The sequence below is a fragment of the Vibrio sp. MOR3 genome (assembly GCF_001557775.1).
GTDB classification, from domain to species: domain Bacteria; phylum Pseudomonadota; class Gammaproteobacteria; order Enterobacterales; family Vibrionaceae; genus Vibrio; species Vibrio jasicida.
The window spans coordinates 110,483-127,591 of the sequence record NZ_LNRD01000006.1 but is presented as its reverse complement, the minus strand read 5'-3'; the positions used below and the strand labels follow the sequence as shown (position 1 = coordinate 127,591).

15 protein-coding genes are annotated in these 17,109 nt (G+C 44.4%); 11 read left to right on the top strand and 4 right to left on the bottom strand.

The annotated features are described in order from the left end of the window. The first annotated feature begins 252 nt into the window (after nucleotides 1-252). Together folE and ATB76_RS13920 are read left to right on the top strand one after the other, a co-directional pair. Nucleotides 253-906, top strand: coding sequence for a GTP cyclohydrolase I FolE (gene folE / locus ATB76_RS13925; protein WP_061035499.1), 654 nt, complete (start codon nucleotides 253-255; stop codon nucleotides 904-906). A gap of 277 nt (nucleotides 907-1,183) precedes the next feature. Continuing rightward, nucleotides 1,184-2,425 carry an NRAMP family divalent metal transporter gene (locus tag ATB76_RS13920; protein ID WP_061035498.1) on the top strand — a complete coding sequence of 414 codons (1,242 nt, stop codon included), beginning with the start codon at nucleotides 1,184-1,186 and terminating at the stop codon, nucleotides 2,423-2,425. A 100-nt stretch (nucleotides 2,426-2,525) separates the two neighbouring features. Here ATB76_RS13920 and ATB76_RS13915 read toward each other — a convergent pair whose 3' ends face one another. Both ATB76_RS13915 and clcA read right to left on the bottom strand, forming a co-directional pair. Beyond that, nucleotides 2,526-3,467, bottom strand: a complete 942-nt coding sequence (locus ATB76_RS13915) for a TDT family transporter (RefSeq protein WP_042605647.1) — start codon at nucleotides 3,465-3,467, stop codon at nucleotides 2,526-2,528. Between the two features lie 311 nt (nucleotides 3,468-3,778). Continuing rightward, complete coding sequence (gene clcA / locus ATB76_RS13910; RefSeq protein WP_038875343.1) at nucleotides 3,779-5,185, bottom strand: H(+)/Cl(-) exchange transporter ClcA; 1,407 nt, start codon at nucleotides 5,183-5,185, stop codon at nucleotides 3,779-3,781. Nucleotides 5,186-5,970: 785 nt separating this feature from the next. Between clcA and ATB76_RS13905 the strand changes: the two genes are divergently transcribed. After that, the gene (locus ATB76_RS13905) at nucleotides 5,971-6,411 is read left to right on the top strand and encodes a hypothetical protein (RefSeq protein ID WP_146067534.1); all 441 of its coding nucleotides are present in this window, start codon (nucleotides 5,971-5,973) and stop codon (nucleotides 6,409-6,411) included. Here ATB76_RS13905 and ATB76_RS13900 read toward each other — a convergent pair. After that, on the bottom strand, nucleotides 6,398-6,805 hold the full coding sequence (locus ATB76_RS13900) for a helix-turn-helix transcriptional regulator (RefSeq protein WP_042600381.1): 408 nt from the start codon (nucleotides 6,803-6,805) through the stop codon (nucleotides 6,398-6,400). The two genes, ATB76_RS13905 and ATB76_RS13900, sit on opposite strands and share 14 nt — an antisense overlap. A gap of 95 nt (nucleotides 6,806-6,900) precedes the next feature. Here ATB76_RS13900 and ATB76_RS13895 point away from each other — a divergent pair, with 95 nt between their 5' ends. The 8 genes from ATB76_RS13895 to ATB76_RS13860 all read left to right on the top strand — a co-directional run bounded on the left by ATB76_RS13895 (nucleotide 6,901) and on the right by ATB76_RS13860 (nucleotide 16,027). Beyond that, nucleotides 6,901-7,809 carry an aldo/keto reductase family oxidoreductase gene (locus ATB76_RS13895; protein ID WP_042600383.1) on the top strand — a complete coding sequence of 303 codons (909 nt, stop codon included), beginning with the start codon at nucleotides 6,901-6,903 and terminating at the stop codon, nucleotides 7,807-7,809. 319 nt (nucleotides 7,810-8,128) lie between these two features. Next, complete coding sequence (locus ATB76_RS13890; protein ID WP_038873114.1) at nucleotides 8,129-9,133, top strand: response regulator; 1,005 nt, start codon at nucleotides 8,129-8,131, stop codon at nucleotides 9,131-9,133. After that, the gene (locus ATB76_RS13885; protein WP_038875327.1) at nucleotides 9,133-9,573 is read left to right on the top strand and encodes a PAS domain-containing protein; all 441 of its coding nucleotides are present in this window, start codon (nucleotides 9,133-9,135) and stop codon (nucleotides 9,571-9,573) included. Before ATB76_RS13890 ends, ATB76_RS13885 begins: the two co-directional genes overlap by 1 nt. Nucleotides 9,574-9,663: 90 nt before the next feature. After that, nucleotides 9,664-11,199, top strand: coding sequence for a bifunctional ADP-dependent NAD(P)H-hydrate dehydratase/NAD(P)H-hydrate epimerase (locus tag ATB76_RS13880; RefSeq protein WP_061035497.1), 1,536 nt, complete (start codon nucleotides 9,664-9,666; stop codon nucleotides 11,197-11,199). Between the two features lie 453 nt (nucleotides 11,200-11,652). Then, nucleotides 11,653-12,696: a GMP reductase gene (locus ATB76_RS13875; RefSeq protein WP_005435637.1), complete on the top strand. Its 1,044-nt coding sequence runs from the start codon at nucleotides 11,653-11,655 to the stop codon at nucleotides 12,694-12,696. 336 nt (nucleotides 12,697-13,032) lie between these two features. After that, nucleotides 13,033-13,470, top strand: a complete 438-nt coding sequence (locus ATB76_RS13870) for a BspA family leucine-rich repeat surface protein (RefSeq protein WP_045370939.1) — start codon at nucleotides 13,033-13,035, stop codon at nucleotides 13,468-13,470. A 26-nt stretch (nucleotides 13,471-13,496) separates the two neighbouring features. After that, nucleotides 13,497-14,612 (top strand): BspA family leucine-rich repeat surface protein, encoded by a 1,116-nt coding sequence (locus ATB76_RS13865; RefSeq protein ID WP_061035496.1) that lies wholly within the window; start codon nucleotides 13,497-13,499, stop codon nucleotides 14,610-14,612. Between the two features lie 365 nt (nucleotides 14,613-14,977). Continuing rightward, complete coding sequence (locus tag ATB76_RS13860) at nucleotides 14,978-16,027, top strand: alpha/beta hydrolase (RefSeq protein ID WP_061035495.1); 1,050 nt, start codon at nucleotides 14,978-14,980, stop codon at nucleotides 16,025-16,027. A 186-nt stretch (nucleotides 16,028-16,213) separates the two neighbouring features. On the opposite strand, the gene ATB76_RS13855 is transcribed toward ATB76_RS13860, so the two are convergent. Beyond that, complete coding sequence (locus ATB76_RS13855) at nucleotides 16,214-17,104, bottom strand: LysR family transcriptional regulator (RefSeq protein WP_045423962.1); 891 nt, start codon at nucleotides 17,102-17,104, stop codon at nucleotides 16,214-16,216. Between the last annotated feature and the right edge of the window lie 5 nt (nucleotides 17,105-17,109).

Sequence of the window (17,109 nt, the reverse complement as noted above, 5' to 3'; positions counted from 1 at the left end):
CTTTACCATAAAAAGGGGACCGAGTAAGAATGTCCACCTATAAAATATGGGTGTAATTATTCAAAAATCCGAGTATCCTTGTCAGCCATCAGAAAGGGGTAAAAAGCCCGCGGAGCTCAATAAAATCAGCTCAGTACCTATATTTGATGTGACTTGGTGTAAAGACACGAACTGAGCAGCTCAAAGCGAAAAATATGAATGCAATTTTGGTTGGGTTTGTATTAAAGCGGAAGTAACAAAAGAGGAAGTGGAATGTTAGGTCTTAGCGAGTCAGCGAAGTTAGTAAAAGAAGCGCTAGAGCAACGTGGTTTGGAAACGCCAATGCAGCCAAATAACGTAAGCCGTGAAGAGAAGAAAGAGAAGATCGAGCATCATATGCGTGAGATTTTGAGCCTCCTTCAGCTTGACCTTACTGACGATAGCCTGGAAGAAACTCCGCATCGCATTGCGAAGATGTACGTGGATGAGATCTTCTCAGGTTTGGATTACACCAATTTCCCTAAAATTACAGTGATTGAAAACAAGATGAACGTGAGCGAAATGGTTCGCGTGAAAGACATCACTGTGACTAGCACGTGTGAACACCACCTTGTGACCATTGATGGCAAGGCTGCTGTGGCTTACATTCCACGTGGCAAGATCATTGGCTTATCAAAGATCAACCGTATCGTTCGCTTCTTTGCCCAGCGTCCACAAGTACAAGAGCGTATGACACAGCAGATTCTTGTTGCACTTCAAACGTTGCTTGAGTCCGATGATGTGGCAGTGACGATCGACGCAACACACTACTGTGTGAAATCTCGTGGTGTGATGGATGCAACCAGCGAAACGACAACAACAGCATTGGGTGGCATCTTCAAAAGTAACCCAGCAACGCGTGCCGAATTTCTGCACGGTTTACGCTAAGTAACCAAGCACTATTCTAAGAGGATGGCAAACGCCATCCTTTTTTGTATCTTTCTGAAATAAATAATGATTTGAGAATGAATACGACAAAAATCATTTATCGATTTCTGTGTTGACAGTCACATGCGATAGACTTAATATCCGCGCCCTGCAAACGGTTGCGAAGGTTTCACTTCTCTATTCGTTCTGCCCAATTTGATTCTTCAAGCTCAGCTGATCTCGGTCAGTTGTCTTTCTGTTTTCTAATAGTAGAAAGGCAACAAAATTGAGATTTGGCATGACCACACAAACCACCATCAACCCGGCTGCTCCAGCTTCTATTCAAGCATCGGAAAACAGTTGGCAAAAGAAAGCAATTCTTAGTGTCGCGTTTTTAATGGCGACCACGTCTGTGGGACCTGGCTTTTTAACCCAAACAGCGGTCTTCACCAACATCTACAAAATCGACATGGCATTCCCTGTATTCGCTTCCATGTTTATCACCTTTGGTATTGTGATGAACTTATGGCGCATCGTAGGTGTGTCTGGTATGCGCATTCAAGACATTGCCAACAAAGTAGCACCGGGTATGGGCTACGTGGTGGGCATTCTTCTGGCACTTGGCGCGGTTGCATTTAACTTCGGTAACGTAAGTGGCTCTGCGCTCGGTATTAACGTACTGACGGGGGTGGATACAACTTGGGGTGCTCTCTTCACAGGCGTAGTTGGTTGTTTTCTGTTTGTGGTGCACAACGCTTCTAAGCGCATGGACCAAATGGCACGCTACCTTGGCTTGTTTATGATCATCTTAATTGCGTACGTTGCGATGACCAGTTTACCGCCAATGGGGGAGACCTTGAGCGCAGCAATAATGCCTACTGATGTTGGCAGCCTGCTATTACCGACGCTAACGATCGTTGGTGGCGCAGTAGGTGGCTATTACACAGGCGCACAGCGTTTGGTTGATATCGGCTTGCAAGGTAAAGAGAACGTACCCGTTATCAAGACGGCAGCTTGGGCCGGTATTTCAATTGCCGTGGTGATTCGCATCCTGTTGTTTATGGCAGTGTTCGGTGTGATTGCAACAGGCGCGACTTTGGATTCTGCAAACCCAGCCGCAGACGCGTTTCGTCAAGGTGCGGGTGAAGTAGGTTACTTTATCTTTGGTTTGGTGTTGTTTGTTGCTGCGATTACCTCGGTTGTGGGTAACTCGTACATGGCGATTTCCCTTATCAAAACACTGTTCCCAGTTGTGGCTCGCAACGAGAAAGCATGGTGTGTCGGTTTCATTATCATCACATCGCTTGGCACTGTGACGATGAATATGCCGATTTTGCTGCTAATGCTGGCTGGTCTTGTTAACAGTATTATTCTGCCAATCGTTTTAGGTATGGTGTTGGTGGCGACACGCAGAAAAGACATCGTAGGTGACTACAAACACCCAGCCTACTTAACGCTGACGGGCGTTGCAATTGTCGTAGTGATGGCGGCGTCAAGCATGACCAATATCAGCAACTTTATGGCCAAGTTTATAGGCTAACTCAATGTATCAGCTAATGTGCATCGAGTAATGTTTATCGGGATATGAGCTTGCTAAGAACAAAAGAAAACGACCTCGCAATGAGGTCGTTTTTTTATGTCTATTTTGAAGGCGTTCTTACCAGTTCTGGCCAGTACATTTTTACATAACCAGCAGATACCCAAACGACAAGAACAGTGGCGATACTCAGTTCTAAGAATCCAAAGTCATGTAACCAGTGCCATTGTGGGTGAGATTCAGCAAAGAAAGAGGTTAAACGGTGCATCGCGATTGCACTGATGACCGAAGGGAAAGTCACGGCCGCAATGGACGGTTGGAATTTAAGACGCAATAAACGGAAGTAACACAGATAAATCAGCAAGGTCATGGTGATCGCGATGCCTGCCAATGCGCCTGTGAGAATCGGGTCTGGCTCGCCAAAGTTGACCAAATACGCCGCTAAAGACAAGTTCACCGGAGCTGCCATGATCGCAAGGGTTGGACGTGCTCTACGGGGGAGAGAGCCAAAGAAAACGAGGCGATACAACACTAATGGCAGCATAAAGAAGTAAATGCCAATACACATCATTGCCAAGGTTTCAGAAAAGACATTGTGACCAAACTGAGACCCAGCAAGTGAAGAACTGATCAACCCCACCGGATATAAGAACCAACTCGGGACGATATTCGACATTTTGAAGTTCATTATCTGAAAACCGAAGAACATTACCATCATGGTAAAATGCAACGCAACGGCCATGAACCACAGTGGGTAAGCAATAATCGGTTCGACGGCTGCAAGATAGTCGCACAGCATCAATAATGCCATGCTCATTGGCGCCATCAAACTGCCGCTAAGAGGATGCTTGATGTCTGCCATAAACAAACGTGGGCTGGTTGCGTATTTCAATAGAACCGGAGTGAGAAGAAGCGCGCCTAGCGCAGCGAGGAAAGGGCGTATAGGTTCACCTATATCTGGTACATAGAGCGCCCAAGCTTGGCCAAGTCCGATCATGCCCAGTGCTAATGCCGCTTGTGAGGGCGGAACACTGTAAAACTGCACAAGTCTTTTCCAGTTCAAATCTACTCCGAATTGATATTGTATGAATCCAGTGAATGGATGTTGTCCTGGGACTATCCGATATTTGGATGAATTGCTCTATTTCTGTTCGAAGATAGTATCAAGTTTCACGCATCGATACCCTTAAATGTGCTGGGTAAATATCAACGAATGGGAGTTTTGTGAGTTTGGTAGCGAAATGAGTTCGAGAGTTGCAAAAACGAAAAATTACTGACTCCAAATGAATCTTCTATATGAAAGATTATTTGGAGCCTTTATCCCCAAGCACCTTGCCGTCAATAGGGGATGTAACGTTAGCCCTGATTTTCTGGTAGGTCCTGTTGGCGTAACTTGTCATTTTTAAGCGTACGATGTAGTAACTGGCTGTAAATTGGTTGTCCGCCAAGTAATTGAGCCACAATTACGGCACCTAAGCTTGTAATAATGAGAGGTAGGATCAAATAGTAGTTATTAGTCATCTCGATAACGAGCAAGATACCAGTGATTGGCGCACGTACAGTTGCTGCAAACAACGCACCCATACCAGCAATAGCAAACACCCCCGGCTCGATAGTGAGAGACGGCAACAACATATCTGCACTTGCCCCAAACGCATAGCCGAATAAAGTACCTAAAGCCAACATCGGTGCGAAGATACCACCAGGCGCGCCAGAACCAAAACAAAGTAGGGTGGTGATGACACGGCCAACAAACAACATCACTAAAATAGAGATAGAGTAGTTGCCATTCGTGATATCAGGGATTAACCCAATACCGCCGCCGGTTAATTGAGGTACGTAAAGCAGTAATAAGCCAAATACGCCGCCGAGGATGGTCCCCGTGATTAAGTAGCGTTTACGGTCATTCTTGTGAAGTGCAACAAAGCTGTCTTGTGCAATGGTGATCAGTTTATTGAAGACCACTCCGAACACGCCAAAGAGCGACCCCAGTAATAAGAACAACCATAATGATTGTAGCTCTGGTGATTGATACTGCGGCATGGTAATCACCGCTTCTTGGCCATTAATCGCCCGGAAGACAATGTTCGCCATGATCGCAGAGATGATCACTGCGCGAATAGAAATTAATGAGTAGCGAAATTGAGGACGCATTTCCTCAACCACAAACATAATACCAGCCAACGGTGCGTTGAACGCTGCGGCCAAGCCGCCTGCCGCTCCGGATGCTAAAAGCGAGTGTCGAGTATCGTCATCCTTAATTCTGAAAATGTCAGTGACCATACGGCCAACCGCACCGCCCATCTGCACGGTAGGACCTTCGCGGCCTAACACCATACCTGAGCCTAAAGCACCCATGCCGCCAAAGAATTTTACGGGAATGACTCGCCACCAACGCACGGGGCGAATATTGTCCATCGCGCCTTCGATCTCAGGGATGCCTGAGCCGGAGGCTTCTGGGGCAAAGCGGTGTACAAGGTAGTAACCAATGAAAGCGAGCGTTGCACTGATCAAAATAGCGGCAAGCCAAAGCGGTAACACGCTGCCAATTTCACTTTTAAGCCACTCGGTACGAGTCTCTGATACAAAGTGAACGGCGATTTCAAAATAAGTACCAACAAGGCCGGCTAACGTGCCAACGACTGCAGCCATAACGAGAACGGAGAATGATGTTGGCGTTGACCCTCGAGAGACAAACTGGTTAATCGCATCTTTCGGTACGTGCGCTAACACAGATTTAACAATTCTCTCGCGTTTGGTCATTAACAGATTCTCCTGAAAATAAAGTTGGAAGGGACGAAAGAAATTATACGCTGACGAGAGTCTAGACCTAATCAATAAAGATGCAATTTAGCTTTCCACTATTGAGCGGTTCAAGTCTCCTTTGTCCAAATATTGATAAATATTGTGCTATTGATCCCATATATGACGACATTTTTTTATTGGGTCGCCTTGTTTTCTGAGCAAAATGAACCATGCTTTAAGTGTAAAGCAACATGACTGCTTCAGAAGGAGGGATGTGAGGTTTTACACACAATTTGGATGGATTCAAACCCTACAGAAATTCCTCGTTATTTGTTCGGGATGCATCAATAGACTTCCCGATTCGCATACTCACGATTGAGTCACGAGGCAGAGGCGCACGCAAAAGTGCGCCTTTTTAATGCCTGCTACTAAATTTCTGTATTGTCTAAAATACAGTATGGAGTGTTGATTAATGTAAAGGGTGTGATATCTTGTATTTTGTAATGGTTCTCAGCGTGAGGGATTACGCTATTCAGGCTTTATACAAGATTGATGCGGGCTAGAAGGTCCGCTTTTTTGTTGCCAAACTTCGACCTCTGACCTTGTCATTTTTCTTTCAAACCGTAATGATCTTCGAGTCTCAACCTCACTGAAGAACAGAAAACTCAATCATGTCGCGTCTTTCCTTATCTGCTGTCACTTGCTTTTCACTCATTGTTTTTTTCCACACTCATGTTTCATTTGCGAACGGCTTTTGGTGGCAGGCATTGTTGTCCGATAAGCCGTTGACAGAGGTAAGAGAAGTGATAAAGCAAGGTGGTGAATGGTATGAATGTGATGCCTTCAATCAAATGACGGTCATGTGTTTAGATGAGTTTTATTATTACAATATAGCGCTTTATGGTGAGCTAACCTTAAGAAATCAGAGCATGACTTTATCGTTTTTAGCGGCATATGACGCGCAAACGTTGAGTGATCTTATTCTGAATTTGAGAAAAGACGGTTTTGTGGTAAGTGCGCTTGGTATAGGGGACGAGCATTATGATGTACGTGAAGCACTGCAACAGCAATCGCCTGAATCGGTAGATAGGGACGTCGTATTGCTTATGAATCAATATCCTCAAGACGCACCTAGAACACTCGATTGGCTACGGGCTCAAGAATTTGAAGCATCGTTGCCAAAAGTTAAGGCTAATTTAACGAGTGATGGTGAGATGCTAGAGTTAACCATCACTCGCCTTTAGATTCATTATGTAGGGCAAGAAACGTCGCCATAGCTGATTCGTCAAGAAAACCATCTGACTTTTTGTGTGCGCGTAAGTACTGATAACCCGCAATCAGTTTGCGATGTTGTGCTTCTTCAACCTGAGAGATCGTTCCATTCATGACATGTTGGAACGCCAGCTTGTAAGCGGCAATATCTACTACTTCTGCTTGGCGATAGAGATAACCGCAACCTGTCGCTAACCATTCTAAAGAGCAGTTTGCACGCATCGCGATTTGGTTGGCTTTGCTTAAACTTGGTTCACTGCCTTTCAGATATTTCCGAATCATCGCCTCAGAAACATCGACGCGTCGAGCAAAACCACTGATGCTCTCTTCGCCAATTAAAGTCGCTAATCGTTGGGCAAAAGACATAATTCGTACTCCAGTTCGAATTGCGAAAGTTTACCCGTTGAGCCCACGGTAAAACAAGACTAGGATGAAAGCAGATTAAGAAAAGGAGAAAACCCATGGTTGCAAAAGTAGTGACTGCACCAAACGGTCCAGAGTTTTCTGAACTGGTTCAAGGATATTGGCGTGCAGTAGATTGGGGCATGACGGCTCAAGAGCGTCTGTCATTCCTAAAGCAACATATTGAGTTAGGTATTACCACCGTCGATCACGCAGATATCTATGGTAACTACGAATGTGAAGCGCTGTTTGGTGAAGCACTCGCACTGGACAAAAGCGTTCGTGAGCAAATTCAGATCGTGACCAAGTGTGACATCAACTTGTGTGGTGACAAAACGCCAGAGCGTAAGATCAACCACTACGACACAAGTGCGGCGCACATTTATCAATCGGTGAATAATTCGCTTGAGCGACTAAAAGTGGATGAAATTGATGTCCTGTTGATTCACCGTCCCGACGTATTGATGGATGCAGACGAAGTCGCAGAAGCATTCACTGAGCTACATAAAGTCGGTAAAGTGAAGCATTTTGGTGTGTCTAACTTTTTGCCTCGTCAATTCGAACTATTGCAATCGCGTTTAGGTAAGCCTCTTGTGACTAACCAAGTGGAAATTAACCCGCTTAACTTCGAGGTTGCTCACGATGGCACACTCGACCAAATGCAAGCACTTCGTACTCGTCCAATGGCTTGGTCATGCTTAGGCGGCGGCGCTATCTTTACCGGCGACAGCGAACAAGCCGTTCGTGTTCGTAACGAGCTAGAAGCTATCCGAGAAGAAGTGGGGGCAAACAGCATCGACGAAGTGATTTACGCTTGGGTACGTCGCTTGCCTTCTAAGCCGATGCCAATTATTGGTTCTGGTAAAATCGAGCGTGTTCATAGTGCAGTCAACGCGTTAAGCATTGAGCTAACTCGTGAACAATGGTACCGAGTTTGGGTTGCATCAAAAGGTCACGGTGTGCCATAGAAAGCACACTTCAAAGCGATATAAATGAACTATTGGCAGGGCACTCTAACATAGGGTGCCTTTTTCCTTTTCGGTTTGAGTGGTTTTGCTCTAGGTAGCGCAACCCTTTGCGTATCAAGGGCTGTAGAAGTTTTAATCACTCATGTTTTATGTCACTAAATGTGCCGTGAATTTAGGAATAGTTGCTTTCTCAGGTTCACTCATCTATTCATATTGCGTATGCTTACCCAGTAAACAAAAAACGACAACTCTTTGTCTGTATCGCACGAACAATCTGATAGACTCCTGCGCAGATTGTTGAATATTTAAAGGTGGTTGAATGTCTTTTCCTGTACTCATCTGTGATGATTCAGCGTTAGCACGCAAACAGATGGCAAGATCACTGCCAGCAACATTAAATGCAGACGTGACATTTGCCATTCACGGTAAAAACGCGCTTGAAGAACTCGCGCAAAAAGAATTCAAACTGATGTTTCTAGATTTGACCATGCCAGAGATGGATGGGTTTGAAACATTAGAAAATATGAAGCGCCTTGGCATCCAGACGCCCGTCGTCGTTGTGTCTGGTGATATCCAACCAAAAGCGAAAGAGCGTGTATTCGCGCTTGGTGCTAAAGCGTTTATTCAAAAGCCAATTGGAAAAGATGAGCTTAAGGCGACGTTAAGAGAGCTTGTCGAACCCGATCAACGCCCTCAGGTGATCACACCTATCACGCTTGAGCTGCCGATTTTACGTCGCCGCGATATTTATATGGAAGTGGCGAACGTTTCTATTGGCCGGGCAGCGGATGCCCTAGCACGTCATTTCGATGTGTTTGTTCAACTTCCATTACCGAACGTAAACATCTTCGAAGTCAGCGAGCTTCACATGGCTTTACGTGATTTGGCATCACAAGACAACGTCTCTGGTGTGTGCCAAGGTTTTTGTGGTGAAGGGATCGCGGGTGAAGCACTCGTACTCTTGAGTGACTCCAGTGTTTCTGATCTTAAGAAACTGATGAAGGTGCCAGCAGACAGTGAAGAGTTAGAAGAGCTCGAGCTGCTGATGGATATCTCCAACATTCTGGTTGGTTCTTTCTTGAATGGTTTAGGCGAGCAATCTGAAGTCCGATTTTTCCAAAGTCCTCCAGTTTTGCTCGGCCAGCATATATCGATTGACTCTATTATCGAATCAACCACGGGCGCGTTCAGTCGTACCATGACCTTTGAAGTGAGCTACAACATCGAAGGCACTTCAATTCGTTGTGATCTTCTGTTTATGTTCGTTGATGAGTCATTACCGTTGCTGGATAACAAACTGTCGTACTTGATGGAGGACTTCTAATGCTGAATCTACCTGCAGAATTTGAACAATTCCATTGGATGGTCGACATGGTGCAGAATGTCGATATGGGCTTGGTCGTTATAGATAAAGAATATAACGTGCAAGTGTGGAACGGATTTATGACTCATCACAGTGGTTTGCAATCACACGAGGCGATTGGCCGCTCTATTTTCGATATTTTCCCTGAAATCCCACAAGAGTGGTTTAAGCTTAAGACGAAACCTGTCTACGATTTGGGTTGTCGCAGTTTTATTACTTGGCGTCAGCGTCCGTATTTGTTCCGATGTCGCAACGTTCGTCCTGTCACTCAACAGGCCGAGTTTATGTACCAAAACGTGACGCTAAATCCAATGCGTACCCCAACAGGGAAAATCAATTCGTTGTTCCTGTCGATTCAAGATGCGACCGCAGAAGCCTTGATGGTGAAAGACCAAAAGTAAGCTTGAAAAAATAAGCATGGTAAAAGCCGAGGTTCGCCTCGGCTTTTTTGTATACTTAAATCGTGTTCCCCCAATACGTAGAAGATCAAAATGGACTTTAATCTCGCTCTTAAACTCTACACTGCAGAACAAGTCAGAAAAGGAGAGGTCATCGCAGCTCAAATGGCGGGCGTCTCTATGTATAGCCTGATGCAACGCGCAGGTATGGCAGTATATGAACGATTTCTTCATTTGTACCCCAGAGCAAGAACAGTCTTGGTTGTTTGTGGTAAAGGCAACAACGGGGGCGATGGGTACGTGTTTGCCACGCTTGCCAAACAAGCGCAGTTGAATGTTCGTGTCTTCCAGTTAGGTGACGCCACATCATTGAAAGGGGATGCGTTGCGAGCGTTTGAAGATTGGCAATCTGTGGATGGCGAGAATAGCTCTTGGGATGATTGGCACACTGCACTTTTAGAGGCGGATGTGATCATTGATGCCATGCTTGGTACAGGGCTTTCTGGTGAAGTAAGGCATGAGTATCGCCGCTACATTGATCAAGTTAATCAAATTCATTGTCCGGTCATCTCAATCGATATTCCTTCGGGGTTAAGTGCAGACACAGGTTCCGTGCTCGGAGATGCCATACAAGCGGATCATACGGTGACCTTTATTGGTGTGAAGCAAGGCTTATGCACAGGGCAGGCAAGAGACTACGTCGGTGAGCTGCATTTTTCTGGTTTAGGTGTAAACGTTGAGTTCGAGTCGATTGAAGAAGAAAGTGCCTTGGGCATCGATTATCAAATCATTAAAAGGCTATTACCAAAAAGAAAAGCCACAGCCCATAAAGGGAATAATGGCAAGCTCTTATGTATAGGCGGTAATCAAGGCATGTCTGGTGCTATTCGTTTGTGTGCCTCCGCCGCGGTAAGAGCAGGGGCTGGGTTAACCGCCTCTGTCACACATCCAAGCTCATTGTTGCCACTGCAAGTTGGTGCGCCGGAAGTCATGAGTCAGGCTATTACGTTTGATGAGTTAAAAGAGCAGGGCAACGAACTGATTAAACGGACACGTTGGGCGGATGTCTTGGCATTCGGTCCTGGTTTCGGTGAGGATGAATGGGCGCATCAAGCCTATCAATACTTATCTCAGCAGCACAAACTTAAAGTCGTTGATGCAGACGGACTCAATATTCTTGCGATGCTGAATCAGCGTAACGACGTCGTGGTTTTACGAGATGAGCAACGCGTTATGACGCCACATCCAGGAGAGGCCGCACGTTTACTTAATGTCTCTACAAAGGACATAGAGAAAGATCGCTTTACCGCAGCAAGACAACTTCATGAACGTTATGGAGGTGTCATTGTACTTAAAGGGGCAGGGACGCTCATCTATGATGGTGTGAGAATGTACGTTTGTCTTGCCGGAAATCCGGGAATGGCCAGTGGCGGTATGGGGGATGTGTTATCCGGTGTCATTGCCGCACTGCTTGCCAAAGGGTTACCTATTGCTGTTGCTGCACGTTTGGGAGTGATGCTCCATAGTCACGCTGCGGACATTAATGTTCAACAAAAAGGCGAAATTGGGTTATTAGCAAGTGATGTTATTGAATCACTTCGATGCGCTATAAACGTTACAGAGAGCTAGTGCGTGCTTGATACACTCAAAAAAGTGGCAGAAAAGTGATGTGGAGCGTGAAAAAAAATAGAAAATTATTCTTGTACAAACCGACTAATAAGTATCGTTTGGTGTAATTTTGAACGTTTATGAGAGGTTGAACGGTAAAATTCCCATTGTTTAACGCAAAGGTTTGCGCAAAGGATTAAATAGAGGGTGACTTTAACTGTTTGATATTGTTAATAAAGTTATGGTTTTGGAGAGCGGTGAGGTGTTTTTGATATGCGATTTCCAAGATGGTATCACAAAAAAAATTCAAATATCAGACTTGTAGGAAATAAATCACGACCTATAATGCTGAAAACCGGAGCGTCTGCCAACGCTCCGGTTTTTTTGTGTCCGAAGAACAGTGAACTCGTCTGCCAACGACTTCACTACGCACTCTGAGATGACACATATACTTATGAATCAAGGAATTACACAATGCGTATCGAACAAGAACTTAAGTTAGGTTTCAAAGATGTACTGTTTCGCCCGAAACGTTCAACCCTTAAGAGCCGTTCTCAAGTAAATTTAACCCGCGATTTTACATTCAAGCACAGTGGCCGTCAATGGTCTGGTGTACCTGTAATTGCGGCGAACATGGATTCGGTTGGTAGCTTCGCAATGGCGAAGGCACTAGCAGAGCATGGTGTAATGACCGCTGTTCACAAACACTACACAGTAGAAGACTGGGCAGAGTTTGCGAAAACAGCAGACAAAACAACACTAAACAACGTAATGGTGTCTACTGGTACGTCTGATGCAGACTTCCAAAAAACCAAAGACATCATGGCGATCTCTGATGAGTTTATCTTCATCTGTATCGATATCGCGAACGGTTACTCAGAGCACCTAGTCGAGTACGTACAACGCGTACGTGCTGCATTCCCAGACAAAGTTATCTCTGCAGGTAACGTAGTAACTGGCGACATGTGTGAAGAGCTAATCCTAGCGGGCGCAGACATCGTGAAAGTGGGTATCGGCCCAGGTTCTGTATGTACTACACGTGTTAAAACAGGTGTTGGTTACCCACAACTTTCTGCAATCATTGAGTGTGGTGACGCTGCACACGGCCTTGGCGGCATGATCATTGGTGATGGTGGCTGTTCATGTGCGGGTGACGTTGCAAAAGCATTCGGCGGCGGCGCTGACTTCGTAATGTTAGGCGGTATGCTTGCTGGCCACGAAGAGTCAGGCGGCGAAGTGATCGAGCAAGACGGCAAGCAGTTCATGAAATTCTACGGAATGTCGTCGAAGAGCGCGATGGACAAGCACTCTGGTGGTGTTGCTGGCTACCGTGCCGCTGAAGGTAAAACTGTACTTCTACCATTCCGTGGCAGCGTTCACGGTACTATCCAAGACATCCTTGGCGGTGTTCGCTCAACATGTACTTACGTAGGTGCAGCAAAGCTTAAAGAGCTAACCAAGCGTACTACGTTCATCCGCGTACAAGAGCAAGAAAACAACGTATTCGGTAAAGAATAAGTTTTTGCTTAAATTGAAATAGATAAATTAAGAGCCGCAGTTTGCGGCTCTTTTTTTTGCTCAAGAAAACGAAATACCTAACACGTGTACTGATACGGTGAATAGTCGTTAATTAAGTAAAGGTTGGAAAATACACTGACTATATTCAACACAATTATCGGAACATCTCACAAAGCTCTCTCTTTATAATGAATTCTGTTATTAATGTGAGGTATTTATTGGACTAAAGAATGCATTTTTACTGATTTAGTTAATTTAAAGCCTCTATTAGTGAAACTGACAAAATTGCTTTTTATATGATCGAGATTCGTTTTATAAGACTCGGATCTCTTAATCATGAAGCTACGTTCGATTATTTCCGCCTGTGCGCTACTAAGTTGTAGCCAAGCCTTTGCTAGTGAGCCTGAAACAGTTACCTGTGAGTCCAACAAACCAGGAACCGTGATGGTTCTAGAAGATGAGTTGTTTGTGGTCGTCAATGACAAGTTAATCCGCAATTCAGACTACTGGCAAAACTTTCTGGATAGCAACATTCAGCTCTGCACCACTCACGTAACAGACATGAGTGACCTGTTTGCTAAAGACCAATACTTCAATCAGGACATCAGCCGTTGGGACACCTCTCGTGTGACTAATATGGACCGAATGTTCTCCGGCGCCAAGCGCTTTGACCAAGACTTAACCTACTGGGACGTCAAGCGCGTCTCACGCCATATCGACTTCGCTAAAGGCAGTGGCTTGTCTGAAGATAGCCTTCCAACTTTTACACAATAACGTCTATTCAATCCTAGGAAAATACAATGAAAAGAACCATAACCTCACTTCTCGTGGGCGCAGCTGCGCTTGCCAGCCAAACCGCTTTTGCTGCTGATATCTCAGTAAAATGCCCAGACCAAGCCGTTAACTCCGTGATGATTGAAAACGGGCAAGTTTATGTAGTAGTGGATAACGCTCTAATCAAAGACAAGACGATGCTAGATACACTAGAGCAAGGGAAAATTCGATTTTGTACCACTCAGGTAACGGATATGAACCGTTTATTTAGGGATCGTGAATCGTTTAATGCTGATATCAGTGATTGGGATACATCGAATGTAACGAATATGGGTTCAATGTTTTTTGGGGCATCTACGTTCAATCAAAATATCGGCTACTGGGATACGTCCAAGGTAAGGGATATGCAAGACATGTTCGCTTATGCACAAGCTTTTAACCAAGATATCGGTTATTGGGATACGTCTAATGTGTCACTAATGGACGAAATTTTTAGGGGGGCTTCTACGTTCAATCAAAATATCGGCTACTGGGATACGTCCAAGGTAAGTAGTATGAGATATATGTTTTGGGAAGCCAGTGCCTTTAACCAAAATATCGGTTATTGGGATACATCGAACGTCAGGGATATGTCTAAGATGTTTCTTGGAGCTGAATCTTTTAACCAAGATATAGGCCACTGGGATACATCGAATGTGATGAATATGATAGCGATGTTCTCAAATGCAAAAGCCTTTAACCAAAATATTGGCCGTTGGGATACATCGAATGTGATGAATATGTCTGGGATGTTTGCTACTGCTCATGCCTTTAACCAAGATATAGGTGATTGGGATACATCGAATGTTGTGGATATGAGCTACATGTTTGGTTATACGAAGGCCTTTAACCAAGATATAGGAAATTGGGATACATCTAATGTTAAGGATATGAGCTGGATGTTTTCTTATACGGAGGTATTTAACAAAGGTATAGGTGGTTGGGATACATCGAACGTGCTGAATATGGATCGCATGTTCGCTGAGGCTAAGGTATTTAACCAAGACTTATCTAACTGGAACGTGAGCAATGTAACTAAGCATACTGACTTTGCGAAAGACAGTGCTTTGACTGAAGAACACCAGCCATATTTTGTAGACTGATTCCCGTTTCGGTTTAACTAAACAAAAGCCAGTGTTGATGGATTCAACGCTGGCTTTTTTGTTTAGAAGTGATGCTGGCGAGAGGATACCGGTTAGTTCAACCCAGAGCGCAAAAAGTCGAATAAAAAAACGGCGGCAAGCTATGGCTAGCCAGAATTGTCATGCTTTAAGCTACCTCTTCAGCGATTAAGTCATGCCTTACTTACGGATACTTGTGACAATTTCTATAAATGTATCTTTTTAATTGTTGTTTGATAGCAACAGTGAATTGATTTGAGTGCTATATATCAACACTTATGGTTTTCATAACATACACCTGTTGCAGCGGGGAACGTTGCAAATCTCAGAAATCTATGGAGTAAGATATGAAAACTACTAAATTAATCCCCCTTTCGTTAGTTGCGAGTGCCGTTTTAGTAACAACATCTGTTGCTGCGAAAACCTTCTTAGGTGCTGACTATCACGATGGCAAAAATAAAGTCGCTTTTCTTAGTGAGAATGTTCGTATTGCTGGCAATGTGTTCTTGCCACCCAATTATGACGAAAGCAAAAACTATCCAGCACTTGTAGTGATTACGCCAGCCAGTGGGGTTAAAGAGCAAACCGCAGGTATTTACGCCGAGAAAATGGCAAAAAAAGGCTATATTACCTTAGCTTTTGACCATCGTACTTACGGTGAAAGCGGTGGTTATCCTCGCGGTATGGAAAATGCGCCAATGAAGGTTGAAGATATCAAGAATGCCATTACATTCTTGAGTCATTTTCCAGGCGTTGACCCTCAGCGCATCGGTGAGCTAGGCATTTGCTCTGGTGCTGGTTACAGCTTACAAGTTGCAATGCAGGATACCCGTTTAGACTCTGTAGCAACAGTCAGCGGCTTTGTTGACTTTACTGACTATGGTATGGGTGGGGCAACTCAGTATATGGACCAACTTACGGGCGATCCGGTTGAGCAATATCGTCAGCAGATCCAAATGGCGAGCGAGGCACGTCAAAAGTACTACGAAACAGGTGAGGTCGTGCTTGTTGATGGTATTCCATCTGCAGAAAAAGCCAAATCCATGAATGAGTTTTGGGTTCGCGCTGCTGATTACTATCGTAACCCTGAGCGTGGTGGCAGTGCTGAGAACTATTCGCCAATGCGCGCTGCTATGTCTCTAGATACACGCTACGCTTATAATCCATCAGAAAACATGGCGTTACTTGGCGACACTCCTTTCTTGGCTGTCGTTGGGACTGAAGCGCTATCGGCGTATTTTAGCGAAGTGGCGGTAAAACGTGGTAAAGATGCTGGTATTGACGCTGAGTTGTTTGAGATTAAAGGGGCGCAACACTTCGACCTCTACGATCAAAACAAGTATGTTGATCAAGCCGTCACTAAACTTGATAAGTTCTTCTCAACAACGTTGTTATAGCTTTTGGAGAGTGGTGGATAAGCACTGAGTCGTGTCAAACGTACTTCGCTCATCCGTGTGCAATAACAAGAAAGCAACGTCTTTGGTAAAGAATAAGTTTTTGCCTGAATACTAAATAAACTAAGAGCCGCAGTTTGCGGCTCTTTTTTATTCGAAAGTGAGTTTCGTTAAAAGCTTAACGGAGCGTTATTGTGCCAGGTCTGCAACGAATGTTTGTTGGTTTCTTAAGCTACTTTGCAACTCCCCTTTGATCCACTGATTAAACAAACTAAAGTCAGAATGTAGCGGCCAGAAAAGGGAGGCAATGACTCTTTTGCCAAAAAAATCGGGGTGGTCGTTAATCAGCTTTAGCTTATTTTCTTTTATGTTCCCCTCTATAAGAAACTCCGGCAAAAATGCGATGCCTTTTTGGGCTTTACATAGGTCTAGGATGGTCCCTAAATCATCAAGCCTCCACAAATTATAGGCGGCGATGTTTGATAAATTGAGTAACTCTTCGCACCCATCCATTAAAAGAACGCGTTGTGATGGACGACCACCAATGTGCGTTAAGTCTTCGTGAGCTACCCACCAACAATTGACGTGAAACAATTCATCAATGTTAAAGTCGTTTCCCGTTTTGTGGTACGGGTTTCCTAAGGCAAGATCTATTTTTCCTTCGTTAATGTAATTTCCTAATACAAAACTTGGTTTAGTGACAACCAGCAGATCCACATTAGGAAATGCTTCTGAGAAATCCAACAGTGTTTTTTTTACTTCCTGATTGAATACCAATGGATCTATTCCAACGCGGTAAACAATTTGTTCCGAGATATTCATTTGTTGAGCTGTTGTCATCAATTCGCGGTACTTTGAAACAACAGGGGCTGATAAATGAAATAGGCGTTTCCCTTTTTCATTCAACCAGACTTTAGAATACTGCCTATTAAATAAATTGAAGCCTAAGTCTGATTCAAGATTTTGAACAGCAGTACTAACGGTAGATTGGGATTTACCAAGCTTACGAGCAGCAGAACTAAATGAACCCTCTTCAACTACAGCTACAAACGAAACAATATTTTCGAAATGCAGTTTCATGATTC